This window comes from Rhodococcus sp. NCIMB 12038, from assembly GCF_002165735.1.
In the GTDB taxonomy this organism is placed as follows: Bacteria; Actinomycetota; Actinomycetes; order Mycobacteriales; family Mycobacteriaceae; genus Rhodococcus_F.
Genome location: NZ_NHML01000013.1, coordinates 221,213 through 234,245, shown reverse-complemented (window position 1 = coordinate 234,245; position 13,033 = coordinate 221,213). Strand labels below are relative to the sequence as shown.

The following is a 13,033-nucleotide window of genomic DNA, read 5'->3' as shown; positions in this document are numbered from 1 at the left end:
TCATGGGATGTTCTCGTTCATCGTCACCTTGCCGCTGCAACCGGTCGAAGGCGTAATCTCGCTGGCGGAGTTGATCCAGCGGCAGGTCGAGCAGGAGTTGCACGATCCGGCGCGCGCCCGTCGGGCCCTCGAGGAGGCCCGGGAACGCGATGAGATCACCGAGGAGGAGGAAAAGGCAAGCGCAGCAGACGATTCTCGACCAGATGACGGGCGGTGGCGGATCCAGCCCCTGACCCGCACGGCCGGCAACGGCGCGCGAAGGACTTGACAGGCCGCCGACACGGGCGGGCGCATTAGTGAGGTCGTCCGCGACGGCGATCGTGATGAGCCCCGGGTACCGGCGAGGACGCCGTGGCGACCTCACGGCGTTTGTGCATGGCACGAGCCTGTGGGACGTGTCGTTTCCCGAGGTCGAGGGCCTGGGATTGGTCGATCGTCATGCTGCGTGAGCTGGCGGAGGCGGGAAGGTTGGCGGGTTGCTCGAAGAGGGTCGGCCAGCCACGGTGGAGCCAGGTCAGGCCGGCCGCGGTCGAGGTCGCTGCCGTCGACGAGAGGGGAGAGGCAGCGCTGCCGGGCGCACCCCGTGCACGGACTGTGGCGTAGACGGGGTTGTCGGGCAGCTGATGTCGGGCGATGTGCGACCAGACGTCGCCGGTGGTCCAGTTCAGATCGGCCCGTACGCGGCGGTGCCGTCGGCGGGTGACGATTCCGTCGCGGCGGCCACCTCGGGTGTAGAGGTATCGGCGGCTGGCGGATTCGTCGGCGCGTACCCCACAGCTCCCCGGCCCGAGCAGTGGGTGGGCGCGGCGTGCGGGTTCGATGATCAGCACTTGGTGCAGATCCACCGCCGCGGACGGCCACAGTGTTGGTGGGTGCGGTGTGGTCCCACAGTCCGGTTCGGCGAGGGCCTCCAGCAGTCGTGGGCCGGTGCGATGTGGTGCTGGTTCGGCCGCCGGGTGTGGGCGAGTTCGGTGAGTTAGTCGTAGATTTCGGATAGTCGAGTCCGGAGTCGAAGACACCACCGGCACGTCCGGGTCCACTCAGGGGGCGAGGTCGAGGACGACGAGGGCTCCTTACCGCCGGAGCGCGACATATCCGTCGTGGGCGGCGAGGTGCGCCTCGAGGAGAGCGGTGATGTCGGCCAGTGCCGTCGCGTCAGTCCTGGCCGATGGCGCCCGAATCCGGTGTAGTGCGGCGAGATCCAGTCCCGGTGCGGGTGTCGTCGTCACGGTGGTCGGGATACGACAACACCGTGCCCCGGCGGGTTCTCCATCAGTGCACCGGGCTCGGTATAGGGGACCTATGACCAATAATGGGAACAACACCAGAACCTTCTGTCGGTCGAGGGCTACCTCATCATCGCCCGCTGTCAGACCGAATGGATCAGCGATTACAAAGGCCATGACCGACTGTGCGGCGGCGAGGGTCACGATCGCGAAGGCGATGCCACGTACCCGCAGGGCGATTGCTCAACACCACTACGGACCGGGTCATGGCGACGACGAGCGGAACGATGAGCGCGCCGATTTGGCCCTACGAGGTGCGATTGACGATTTCCGTGCCGAGGCTGTCGTACATACCGCGAAGCTCCGACTTTTCGGTGACTCCCGGAGAAGCCTACGCCTCCCAGACCTGCGAGGCGTTGGCACCGACCCACGAGACGTACACGATGTCGGCGTCGCATCAGCCGCGCGTTGCGCGAACGGAATCAGATCGTTGGCCGCGGCGGGCGCAACGACGGATTCGACAGTCGCCCCCACGGCACCGAACGCGGAGGAGAGTCCCGTAACTGACGCCGTACCGAAGGTTGTGTCCTGAGTGGAAACCAGGATCGTCTTGCCAGCTGTCTCGGGCACGGTCGCGAGGATGGCCTTGTTGGTTTGCACTGTCTGCCAAATTGTTCGGAAGACGTTAGGGCTCATGCCTGTAAAGTCATCTCCACCTGCGGACAACAACAGCAGTGCATCGTTTCCTGGATGATCGGCGACGTGGAGCCCAATGCCGGTGGAAATGGGCCCGGCCAGGATCTTCGCGCCCTGGCTCGGCAGTGCGGTCGCTCCGGACGCGGCCTGCGCCGGATTCGAGCCGTCGTCGGCTTCGAGAATTTCGACTTTCCTGCCATCGATTCGCCCGTGTTCTCGGTCAGATAGTCCATGCCGACCTTGAAGCCCTTTCGGTACTGCTTTCCCGAAGTTCTCCTGAATGCCGGACAGCGACGTGACCGCGCCGTTCCGCATCCAGACAGGGCCCGCGCCAGGCCCGGCATCGCTGCGTCGATCCTGAATTCACAACGGAGCATCCGTGTTCCTTTCCGCTGCCCGGAATTCGCGGGAGCTTGTGCTCCGATAGCGTGGTCGCAATAATTTGTAGTGAACGCTCAATACAGATTTAGAGTATGAGTGAGTCCAGTCACACGTCAAGCGATGTCGTTCGCTCGACCCACCTGCAGGAGATGCAATGGAAACCATCCAACTCGATGTAACGGATCACATCGCCACCATCACACTCGATCGCCCCCGACAGCTCAACGCGCTCACGGAGCAGATGGTAGGCGAGATCATCGCCGCGTTCGATCACTGCGACGACGACGATTACGTTCGCGCCATCGTTGTTACAGGCAGAGGTAGAGCCTTCTGCGCTGGCGCCGACCTCAGTGCGGGGGGCGACAGTTTCGCCGAATGGCTGGATGCGGACGAAGACCCTATTAGCGCACCAGGAGGGATCCGGCGTGATGGTGGCGGTCGGATCGCCCTGAGGATCTACGAGTCCCGCAAGCCGGTCATCGTCGCCATCAACGGCATAGCGGTCGGTGGTGGAATAACCTTCACCCTCCCCGGCGACATCCGCCTCGCCAGCTCGACTGCGAAACTCGGATTCGTGTTCACACAACGTGGTCTCGTCCCGGAATCGTGCTCCAGCTGGTTTCTGCCACGCGTCGTCGGTACTGCCACCGCATTGGAATGGGTAATCACCGGAAGACTTGTCAGCGCCGAAGAAGCATGCGCGAAGGGACTGGTCCATGCGGTGTATCCGCCCGAGTCGCTGCTCGATGAGGCCTACGTGGTGGCACGTCACATCGCCACTAGAACTGCACCGGTCTCCGTCGCACTCTCGCGTCAAATGCTCTGGCGATCCTGGGAGCTCGACCATCCCATGCGGGCACACGAAATCGAGACACATGCGGTGAGCGTGCGTGGCAAGAGCGACGACATCCGCGAAGGTGTCGCGTCGTTCCTCGACAAGCGGAAGCCAGAGTTCAGCGACCGGGTGAGCTCGCACCTCCCTGACCTGTTCACCAACTTGCCGACCGTCGGTTACACGACTCCGCGGGTCTCCCGATGAGCCGAGCCACAATACTCGACGACCTGCGAGCGGCCGGGCGTGTACATTGGCGCACCCACGTCAGGCGAAACGCACAAGAGATTCCCGAACGTGATGCGATCCGATTCGATGGCAGCTCCGTATCGTGGCGCGAACTAGACTGTCGGGCCGACATTGCGCAGCGACGCTCGCAGCGCAGGGACTAAGACTCGGGACCGTGTCGCTCTGCTCGCCGTAGCCACGATGGCGCTGGGTGCGATCTTCGTGCCGGTGAATTTCCGTCTGTCTCCCAATGAGATCGCCTACTACTGGACGACAGTGAGAGCGCGGCCCTGATGACGGAACAATCGCTCATGGATCGAGCTCACGCTGCGCTCGACTCGGCATCTGTCACTCCGGCCATGCTGGCAATAGGGGAGGAGAAGACCGAGAACAGCTACGCCGACGCCGCTGCAACCGCTGGCGCAGTACCCAGACGTCGAGGAGAGCCTGCCCGCACCGATCCACTACACTTCCGGCACGACCGGCCGGCCCAAGGGTGCCGTCCTGAGCCATCGTGCCCTGCAGCAGCAGATAATGGCGATGGTCCGCGTGTGGCGACTCGTCGACGACACGGACGTCGACCTCTGCTCCGGACCGATGTTCCACGCGGCGGGAATGGGCGCATTGGGGGGCGTTCCCTTTTGTCGGCTCAACCGTCTCGTTGTCACCTACCACCTGTGTCCTCGAAGGAAAGGATGCGGTGCGCAAGATCGGGTCCGTTGGACGGCCAGTGCGCAGCGTCCAAGTCCGTGTCGTCGATGCTCGGATGCGTGGCGTGCCTCCCGGGACGGTCGGCGAGATCGTCTACCGAGGCGCCGCGGTCATGGAGGGGTACTGGCGACGCCCTGATGCCGACGAGGCGGATCGATCGTCGACATCGGATCGATCGAAGCCATTCGTCCCGAGCCCACTTCGTTGCCGTACGCGGCGGCAAAGGCTTGCTTGTACATACTACGGAGGGTTTTCGCGAAAGCAGCCATTCAGTATCAGGGATTCCGATCCGTGGGAGTCGTGGAGGCGGAAGTGCCTCGTATCGAGGCGCCGCACGAGGCGACGGTCGAAGTCACGACTGCCGGCATCTGTGGAAGTGACCTGCACATCTATGATGGCCACGGCTTCAGCGACGAGGTCGGCTACACCGTCGGCCATGAAGCCGTCGGCAGCGTGCGGGAGGTGGGTCTCGACGTGACTGCCTCCGTTGGTTGTTCGTCATGCCGCGAATGCAGCGCCGGACGAGTCTCGTCGTGTCTCACGAAGACGGGCCACTGGGCCGAATCGTGCTATGGACTGAGCTCGGCGCTCCCCGGAAGCCAAGCACAGTACGTTCGTGTCCACACGCGGGGGGAAAGCTGTTCGCGGTGCCGGAAAGTGTCAGCGACGAGGCAGCTGTGGTCCTGACCTACAACGCCCCCACGGCTTGGTACGGATGCCGTCGCGCTTACATAGTCCCGGGCGACACGGGTGTCATCATCGGTCTCGGTCCTGTTGGTCTCATGAGTGTGCAGTCGGCGTTCGTCATGGGTGCCGCCCGAGTTATCGGACTCGATCCGATCGCGTCGCGGCGCGATCGCGCCGAGCAGCTGGGAGCGGAGACGTTCCAGTCGGGCGAGGATGTCAGCTCATCGGTCCGCGAGGCAGCTGGAAGATCGGGCGTGGACGCGGTGGTCGACGCTGTTGGGGCCGATGAGGTGCGCATTGTGAAGCCGCGGGGACGAATCAGTGTCATCGGCGTCAACCAGAGCAAGCTCATGCCCTTCCCGATGGCCTATGCGCAGGTCAAGGAAAGTCGAGTTCGCCATGGTCTGTGCTCGGTGCAGCAGAGCTACCAGCCCTGCTACGCCTGACCTCCTGCGGTTGTCTGAACCCGGAAGTGGTTGTTTCACATCGTATTCCACTATTGACGGCGCTCGCGCGTACGAGCTCTATCAGTCTCGGGACGCGAATGTGAACAAAGGTGGTCCTAGACCTGCGCACATGATTCGCTGGTTGATCGCGGACGGCTCCTCATGGTGCGATGAACCGTCCGCGACCAGTTCATCCGATCAGCCGCTCATTTTCGGGCCAGTAATTTTCGCGCAGAGCCCTTTTCAGCAGCTTGCCGTTGGCGTTGCGAGGTAGAGTCTCGACGAAGTCCACCGATTTGGGTCGCTTGTATCCGGCGAGCCGGTCTCGCAAGCCATCCAGCAACTCGGCTTCGGAAAGTGCGTGACCCTGGTTGACCACCACAATCGCTTTGACGGCTTCTCCCCACTTCGGATCCGGAACTCCGATGACCGCGACATCTCGCACGGCGGGGTGCTTAGCGATCTCGTTCTCCACTTCAGCGGGGTAGACGTTCTCGCCGCCGGATACGATCATGTCCTTCACACGGTCGACCAGATACAGGTAACCTTCGGCGTCAATCCAGCCTGCATCCCCGGTGCGCAACCAGCCTTCGTCGGTCCTGAGCTGGTTGGTTGCCTCATCGCGGTGCCAGTACCCGGGCGTGGATTGCACAGCACGTATTTGGACTTCACCGACATTCCCGACGTCCTTGCGCACGCCGCTCGCGAAGTCGACAACTCGCAACTCCACCCACGGGTAAGGTTTCCCGGCGGAGCGGAGAAGATGCTCACGAGGACCGTCTGGATCGTGGTCTGCAGGCATGAGCTGGCACACTGCACCGGTCGTCTCCGTCATCCCGTACACCTGAGTAACTTCGACACCGAACACGTCGATGGCACGGCGCAGTGTGGTCGACGTGATGGGGGATGCCCCGTACACGATCCGGCGGAGTGAGCTGAAGTCGCGCGTACTCACGGTGTGATCGTCCAGAAGCATCGCGATCATCGAGGGAACGAGAAATGCGTTGGTGATTCTATGGCTTTCGATCAGATCCAGGACGCCTTCGGTCGTGAAGTCGCCGAGGAGAACGTACTCGCCGCCCGCATGGAGACAGGACAAGGCGAGGTTGATGCCACCGATGTGGAACAACGGAGGAACACCCAGGACGACGGATCCTGCGTCGATCGCAAGTAGTTCGGTTGCGTTGAGGTAGTGTCCAAGGTTCGACTCGGTGATGATAACCCCCTTGGCAATTCCCGTCGTGCCTGATGTGTACTGCTGGAGGACGGCACGATCTCTCGACTTCGCGGCGCCGGCCGGGTCGGGCAACTCGACCTCGTTGTCTGCCTGTAGCCACTCTGTCCAGGACAAGTCGATGTCGACAACCTCCTCGTCAAGCAGGTCGGTGAGTCCAGCGGCGAACTCATGCTCGGTGAACACGAGCCGAGCGCAGGAATCTACTATCTGGGGCGCCAACTCGTGTGGCGTAAGCCTCCAGTTCAGCGGCACCAAGGCAGCACCGATCCAGGCACAACCAAACCACAGTTCGAAGAACTCCAGTCGATTTCGGGCGAGGAAGCAGATCCGATGGCCCGGCTGCACTCGCGCCTTCAGGAGTTGCTGCGCGACCCGGTGCGCGTTGTCGGACAGCTCCCCATAAGTACGTTGCCGCTCACCGTCTCGGATCGCGACAGCGGAGGCGCGTGCCGCCGCGTGGGCCCGCAGGAGTGCGGTCGTACTGAAGTCGTCGCCGAGGGCAATATCGCTGCCGAGGACGTGGGGACTATTGAAATCCTCATGAGCCACGACACTATGACAGCATGCATAGATCTCAGATATCAATACATTTGCCTTAAAACTTTGAACACGCTCCCGCTTGCGTGCACACGCCCAGGAACGGAGATCCTAGGTGTGCCCAACCTCCTTTATCACATCGGTGTCGTGGTCCCGGACCTCGACGACGCGCTCATGGTCTACATTTGCGCATTTGGCATGGAATCCACTCCACCGCAGCAGCACTCACTCGATCTCTGTGACGCGACGAGAACGTTTCATGACGAGTTGCGACTCGCACTCACGTCAAGGGCCCCACCGCCTCGAGGTCGTTGCGCTCGCGGAGTCCTTTCTGGGCCAGGACTTGTCGGCATTCGAGAAGCTCCATCGCCTGGCTCGTAAGCACATGGACAACGTCGCCAGGCGAAACCTGGAGCTCGGTGTCACGTTGCGTGAGCTCGACTCATTGACAGGCGAGGGATGTGCCGAGATGCAGGACCTCCGCGATCGCACCGAGAATCGCTGGGTCGATATTGTCCAAGAGGGCATCGACAGCGCCGAAATCGTCGATCTTGATCAGTTGTTCGTGAAGCTGATCCTCGGACTGGGGAACTACGCCGTACTGTGGTATCGCCTCGGCGGCACGTTGAGGCCGGATGAAATCGCGGACTGTACAGTTGATCTAATGCTCAGTTCCTGCGTGAGGCATGCTCGGCCCAGCTGACGCTCAGCGTCGCCGGATCGAGTACATCTACGACCACGCGTTCGGTCGCGATGACTACCTGCTTCAACCGGAACGATTCTGTGGATGGAAGCTTCCGGCCTCTCGGGTGCCACCCCGACGTTCGCGAAGCTCATCGGTGGCGGCGCGCAGAACGTGCGTTCTACGGCAAAGTTCCAGGACTCTCGGGCCACAAGCAACGGTGCAATCATGCGCGAGAGGGAAGTTTTGAACGCACTCGGTGTAGTGCGGATGTGACGTCCCTACGCCACTCCGTCCATCGCTCCGCCTGCGGAACCGAGCAGCGCGAGTGTTTGTGGGGAAGGAGGTACGGCCATGACGACCTCAACGATATCGGTCAGGTGGCTGACGAACAGCGGGCTCGATCCGCTGACCGCTGACCGCGCCCGCCGCGCCAACTCGACGTGCGCGAGTCGGATTGCAGTAAATCGCCGGTGCAGGGGCCGGCCGACCGAAGCGGCAGGCAACACCGGGTCGCACAGACTAATCCACCGCTCCATGCTCCCCTCATTGTCGTGAATGAGTGACCACAGAGCGTCACCAGGCGCTAGTTCCTGGCTTGCGCTATTCATCAGATGACTTACGACCTGCAGAAACGCTCGTCCAAACGGGCCTGAGTCGAGTTCGCCTATCAATGGGATGACGTAGAGCGAGGCCACGTCGCGCACTGTGGTGACACGACACTGGGCCTGGCGGTCGAGCAGTGCGTGGCGGCGAATCGCAACCGAACTCGCGCCCCGCTCGACCACGGCTTTGACCAAACCGGCCCGACCGCCGAAGTGGTACTGCAGCGCCGTGCTGTTTCGCTGGCCCGCCGCCCGGGTCACCTCCCGAAGGGATACACCTTCGATTCCGCGGTCGGCGAAGAGTTCCGCACCCGCACTGATCAATGCATCTCTACCCCCTCGGGTTCGTGTACGGGGGGAGCTGCTCGACTTGCCATCGGCCATGACGCCATTTTGCCAGACGCCGTCCGACCCAACCTGCATCAACTGCCTTTCGAGCCTTCGAACTGGCACTTACTATAAAGCAAGTGCCTTACTCGTGTGTGTTTCTGATTGCTTACAGTCGACTTGCCCGTCCAGGTGAGAGCGTGCGTCAGCTGCGCGCCCGGGCCGAGACCCTCGCCCCGTCAGCCATCTTCTGCGCCAAGTGCGCGTACACGAACGTGGTCATCGAGACGGCGCGAGGGCACGGACGTCGCAGGGAAGCCTCTTGTCTTCGACGCGCGAGCTCGGGGGATCGGTGTCGTGACACGTTCGGCAAATTCAACTAATTGGTTGACTACGAAGAATGGTGTTGTTACCGTCACATTTGCGAGGCGGCGGGTCGGACTTACTACTTCGTCGACGAATGTTGCACCCAAACGGATCTCATGGAAGAGCCGAGCACCCGATGGCTCGCGTCGATGGCGTTCGGCGGTCTCGCAATCCGTGGGCGGCACATGTGAGGTGATGTCGCAGAGTCTGCCGCCCCGTCGAGGTCGGGCCCTCGCGGACCTGAATTTCCGAAATGGCGACCCGACGGGTCTCCGCTGAGTTTCACCAATTTCGAAGGAGAGGACGCATGACCGTCGTTAACGAGGCGTCGATCGACTTGCCGGATTTCTCGGATCCGGCGACCTTTGCCGACCAGGTTCCTCACGAGGCTTTCGATCAGGTGAGGTCGATGTCCGGACTGTACTGGCAGCCGACCGAGTATGGCACGCTCCGCGAGGGGTTCTGGCTCGCCACGCGCTTCGCGGATATCGTTGCCGTCGAGGCTAAGAGCCAGGAAGTCACCTGCAAGCAGGGATTCAACTTTCCCTTGAACATCCTCAGCGAGTCGCCCGAACAAGCGGAGTTCAACTCCCACATGTTGATGCGCAAGGATCCGCCCGATCACGGTCGGATGAGGCGGGTGGCCGCCGCTGCCTTCGGTCCTCGAGTTGTCGCGCGCTTCGACGGCTGGATTCGTGACATCGTGAACGAGGCGCTCGATTCAGCGCTCGCGAAGCCGGAGTTCGACTGGGTGGTGGAGGTCGGGAAGTACATCCCGTCGCGTGTTGTGGCTCGGGTGCTCGGTGTGGCCGACGACCGTATCGAGGATGTTGTCGACTGGACCGACGCAGTCTTCGCGGTGTCCTCCGAGGCGGACGCAGGAGCGAAGCAGAGCGAGGCTGCTCAGGCGTTGTACATGTATTGTGCCGAACTGCAGCAGGCGAAGCTGCGTGCGCCGGACGACGACGTCGCTACCGCGCTAGCGCAAGCGGTGGAACGTGGTGACTTGAATGACACCGAATTCTTGACGTTCATCGGCTTGTTACTCGTGGCGGGTTACGAAACCACGCATACATTGATCAATCACTCAATGCGTCTGATCGTCGAGAATGATGAGATCCGCAAGTACGCCGGAGACGCTCTCGAAGAGGGCACCGTCGATCGTCTGGTGGACGAATTCCTGCGGTACATCACGCCGGCGATGAACATGGCCCGGATCGCTACGACGGATTTCGAGATTGCGGGAACGACGATTCGCAAGGACGACATGATCCAGTTGATGTTCGTGGCGGCAAACCGCGACCCGGCAGTCTTTTCGCGGCCTCACGAGTTCGATCCGCACCGGCCGGAGACCGCAACTTTGACGTTCGGAAGCGGCCCGCACCGGTGTCTGGGTAGTGCGCTGGCGAAGCTCGAGCTTCGAATTCTGTTCGAGCAGTTGGCTGAGCGTGGTGTCAAGCTTGAACTGAACGGTGAACCGAAACGCGGATGGAGTGCTTGGATCAACCAGCTGCACTCGCTCCCCGTGCGCGTCGTATAACGAGTGAAGGCGCCGATGGTGCGGAGAACTCGGGGTCGGTCTCCATTGTTGTGGAGACTACACAGGAGCGACTGCGATAGTCACCGCCGTTCGGGTGAAACGCTTTTCACCATGGTGGTGATGAGTTCGAGATAACGCTGCTGGAACTCCTTGGAGTCAGGCTCGGCGTGCGTGACAACCATCTTCGCCACTTGTGGCAACGAAGTGGTGATCCCGCTCATGGAAATGAGAAGCAGCGCGAACATCTCGTGGTCGAGGTCCGCCGATATCTCTCCGCGCTCCTGGGCGCGGCGAACGATCGCAACCCACCGTGACCACGACGCGGTCCTGGCAGCCTCGAGTCGAATCGTTCCATCTCCGCTCCCGTACTCGAGTCCCTCCCAGGCGAGGAGTCGACGCCAAACGGCACTGAATTCACTCCAGTCGCTGAGCCTCCACAATGCCGCCTCCAGCGAGGGCGCTGTTTCGAGGAAGTCCCACATTTTCGACGTCTCCTCGACCATGTGTTCGAGCACAGACTCGTACAGGTCGGACTTACTCTGAAAGTAGTAGTAAATCAACTGCTTGTTTGCGCCGGCAGATGCTGCGATCTCGTCGATCCGGACCGCGGCAAAACCTTTGTCCGCGAACTGCTCCATGGCAGTGTGGAGAATCCGATCACGCCTCGAGGAATCGTAATCGACGCGACCTCGCCGCCGGGTTCCCGTGTGTGCTCGTGACTCGGAACTCATGGCAGCAAGGTATCAGAAATAGAGACGCAAGGACCGTCTCAACTAAATAGTTGAAACAGGGTAAGATGGCTACAACGTCTCCATCAGGCGAGCCATGACTAGGGAAGGAATCCCCGATGCTTGGAACCGACACCGACGTTGACGCCTCATTCCTCGAGATTGGGACGAAAGCGGCGGATATCGCTGCCGAGCTGTGGTCAGGACTCGGGGGAGACGGTGAAGCATTATCGCGGCTGACCTTCGTCGGTTCCGGCAACCTCTTGTGTCCCTTTCCGGTGATGGATGTGGCTGCGGCGTCATTCGGTGTAGCCGGGCTCGCCGTCTCAGAATTGCTGGCTGCAGCTGGAATGGACGCTCCCACTGTCATGGTCGATCGACGCCAGGCAACTACTTGGTTCGACTTCCCGTTGGCGCCGAGCCGATTTCTGGATGTTGTCGAAGAACACGGAATCCATCAGAAGTGGATGGTCGAGTTTCAGACCCTTGACGACAGGTGGATTCGAATTCAAGCCACCTACCCGAGTCTGCGGCGACGAATGCTGTCAGCGTTGGAATTACCGATGTCCGCGGGGCCCGAGCACGTGCAGCGCGCAATCGGCGCGTTGACGGCCGACGAAGCGGAGACCCGTCTCGTCGCGGCGGGCGCTGCGGCCGCCGTCGCGCGGACCATCGACGAGTGGGATCGTCATCCTCAGGGGATGGCCGTGGCCAAGGAGTCAATCGCGGATGTCCGAGGGACTTTGCCCGGGGGGTTCGCGTGGCGGCCGACTGCAGGCCGACCGCTTCTCGGTCTGCGGGTCCTCGACATGACCCGCGTGGTTGCTGCTCCGATGGCAACCAGGTTTCTGGCTTCTCTCGGTGCTGAGGTTCTGCGGATCGACCGACCCGGCAGCGACGAGGTGTCGCTGATCGGAGTCCATGACGTCTCGTTGGGCAAGCGGTGGGCGGTCCTGGACGCACGATCCACCGAGGGAAGAAATGACCTCCGCGAGCTGATCGCCAGCACAGATGTGATTGTCCACGGCTATCGTCCAGGCGCGCTCGACGATCTGGGGCTCGATGCCGATGCTCGCGCGACACTCCGTCGCGGACTCGTCGATGTCACACTCAACGCGTACGGATGGACTGGCCCGTGGAGTGACCGAAGGGGATTCGACACTCTCGTTCAGTTCTCCAGCGGCATAGCCGATGAGATCTCGCGTTGGGCCGGTGCCGACCCTGGACGTCGGCTTCCCATCAATGCCCTAGGGCACCACGTCGATGCCAGCCGCCCCCGTCACATGCCGGTCGAGGCTCTGGACTTCGGCACCGGATACCAAATGGCGGCGGCAGCATTATTGGGGCTTGTGAGGCGAATGAAATCGGGTGTGGGGTCGTACACGAGATTGTCACTGGCGCGCACCGCTCGAGTCGTCGTGGATCATGCAATGGAACCAGCTGATCCCACGTTCCGACTGCCTGATGATTCGGCCCCGGTCACAGAAGAAATCTATGGGATGGGTGGGCGGCCGACTCGGCGACTTGCGCAACCGTTGGTAGTGGACGAGGTTCCGATGTTCTGGGACAGGCCTGCAGAGCTTCCCGGATCCTCCATGCCAGTGTGGTCCTCCCCGAGACCTGATTCCGCTGAGTCTGGCCCACGCGCATAAGGATTGGCGACCGTATCGCTTACGCCGTGCCCTGCTCGGGATTCGAAATCGCCAACACATCGGGGGTATCAACAGGTCCAGACGCGGTACGCCGACGGTCGTCCCGACGAGTTGCGCCGCGGCGTCGCCGGCATCGCCGCAGCACGTGAGTG

The 13,033-nt window shown here is 61.9% G+C and carries 12 protein-coding genes and 3 pseudogenes; 9 read left to right on the top strand and 6 right to left on the bottom strand.

Annotation, left to right across the window (positions count from 1 at the left end; all coding sequences use genetic code 11):
* Positions 1 to 7: 7 nt before the first annotated feature.
* A pseudogene (locus CA951_RS21470) lies at positions 8 to 233 on the top strand (gas vesicle protein GvpG).
* A gap of 60 nt (positions 234 to 293) precedes the next feature.
* Here the strand turns inward: CA951_RS21470 and CA951_RS44410 are convergent.
* The 3 genes from CA951_RS44410 to CA951_RS45150 form a co-directional block, all read right to left on the bottom strand.
* Entirely contained in the window at positions 294 to 845 is a 552-nt protein-coding gene (locus CA951_RS44410) for a hypothetical protein (protein WP_256974020.1), read from the bottom strand.
* A 228-nt stretch (positions 846 to 1,073) separates the two neighbouring features.
* Positions 1,074 to 1,229, bottom strand: a complete 156-nt coding sequence (locus CA951_RS44405; RefSeq protein WP_256974019.1) for a hypothetical protein — start codon at positions 1,227 to 1,229, stop codon at positions 1,074 to 1,076.
* A gap of 261 nt (positions 1,230 to 1,490) precedes the next feature.
* Positions 1,491 to 2,237, bottom strand: coding sequence for an ABC transporter substrate-binding protein (locus CA951_RS45150; RefSeq protein ID WP_087558727.1), 747 nt, complete (start codon positions 2,235 to 2,237; stop codon positions 1,491 to 1,493).
* A 220-nt stretch (positions 2,238 to 2,457) separates the two neighbouring features.
* Here CA951_RS45150 and CA951_RS21455 point away from each other — a divergent pair, with 220 nt between their 5' ends.
* From CA951_RS21455 to CA951_RS43485, 5 genes and pseudogenes are all read left to right on the top strand, one after another.
* Positions 2,458 to 3,342, top strand: coding sequence for an enoyl-CoA hydratase-related protein (locus CA951_RS21455; protein WP_087558726.1), 885 nt, complete (start codon positions 2,458 to 2,460; stop codon positions 3,340 to 3,342).
* A 429-nt stretch (positions 3,343 to 3,771) separates the two neighbouring features.
* Positions 3,772 to 3,975, top strand: a pseudogene (locus tag CA951_RS45145) (AMP-binding protein); the annotation flags it as partial.
* Between the two features lie 46 nt (positions 3,976 to 4,021).
* A pseudogene (locus CA951_RS45140) lies at positions 4,022 to 4,189 on the top strand (AMP-binding protein); the annotation flags it as partial.
* Between the two features lie 176 nt (positions 4,190 to 4,365).
* Positions 4,366 to 4,761, top strand: coding sequence for an alcohol dehydrogenase catalytic domain-containing protein (locus tag CA951_RS45135; protein WP_373414109.1), 396 nt, complete (start codon positions 4,366 to 4,368; stop codon positions 4,759 to 4,761).
* Positions 4,762 to 4,856: 95 nt separating this feature from the next.
* A complete protein-coding gene (locus CA951_RS43485; protein WP_179220265.1) occupies positions 4,857 to 5,207 on the top strand; it encodes a zinc-binding dehydrogenase in 351 nt (116 codons plus the stop codon).
* Positions 5,208 to 5,397: 190 nt separating this feature from the next.
* Here CA951_RS43485 and CA951_RS21440 read toward each other — a convergent pair whose 3' ends face one another.
* Positions 5,398 to 6,993 carry an AMP-binding protein gene (locus tag CA951_RS21440; RefSeq protein WP_256974017.1) on the bottom strand — a complete coding sequence of 532 codons (1,596 nt, stop codon included), beginning with the start codon at positions 6,991 to 6,993 and terminating at the stop codon, positions 5,398 to 5,400.
* A 247-nt stretch (positions 6,994 to 7,240) separates the two neighbouring features.
* On the opposite strand from CA951_RS21440, the gene CA951_RS21435 reads away from it, so the two are divergent.
* The gene (locus tag CA951_RS21435; protein ID WP_087558724.1) at positions 7,241 to 7,684 is read left to right on the top strand and encodes a hypothetical protein; all 444 of its coding nucleotides are present in this window, start codon (positions 7,241 to 7,243) and stop codon (positions 7,682 to 7,684) included.
* 260 nt (positions 7,685 to 7,944) lie between these two features.
* Here the strand turns inward: CA951_RS21435 and CA951_RS21430 are convergent, their stop codons facing one another.
* On the bottom strand, positions 7,945 to 8,652 hold the full coding sequence (locus tag CA951_RS21430) for a TetR/AcrR family transcriptional regulator (RefSeq protein ID WP_179220264.1): 708 nt from the start codon (positions 8,650 to 8,652) through the stop codon (positions 7,945 to 7,947).
* A 616-nt stretch (positions 8,653 to 9,268) separates the two neighbouring features.
* On the opposite strand from CA951_RS21430, the gene CA951_RS21425 reads away from it, so the two are divergent.
* The gene (locus tag CA951_RS21425) at positions 9,269 to 10,501 is read left to right on the top strand and encodes a cytochrome P450 (RefSeq protein WP_179220263.1); all 1,233 of its coding nucleotides are present in this window, start codon (positions 9,269 to 9,271) and stop codon (positions 10,499 to 10,501) included.
* Between the two features lie 80 nt (positions 10,502 to 10,581).
* Here the strand turns inward: CA951_RS21425 and CA951_RS21420 are convergent, their stop codons facing one another.
* Positions 10,582 to 11,232 carry a TetR/AcrR family transcriptional regulator gene (locus tag CA951_RS21420; protein WP_087558721.1) on the bottom strand — a complete coding sequence of 217 codons (651 nt, stop codon included), beginning with the start codon at positions 11,230 to 11,232 and terminating at the stop codon, positions 10,582 to 10,584.
* 116 nt (positions 11,233 to 11,348) lie between these two features.
* Here CA951_RS21420 and CA951_RS21415 point away from each other — a divergent pair, with 116 nt between their 5' ends.
* The gene (locus CA951_RS21415) at positions 11,349 to 12,881 is read left to right on the top strand and encodes a CoA transferase (protein WP_087558720.1); all 1,533 of its coding nucleotides are present in this window, start codon (positions 11,349 to 11,351) and stop codon (positions 12,879 to 12,881) included.
* Positions 12,882 to 13,033 lie beyond the last annotated feature (152 nt).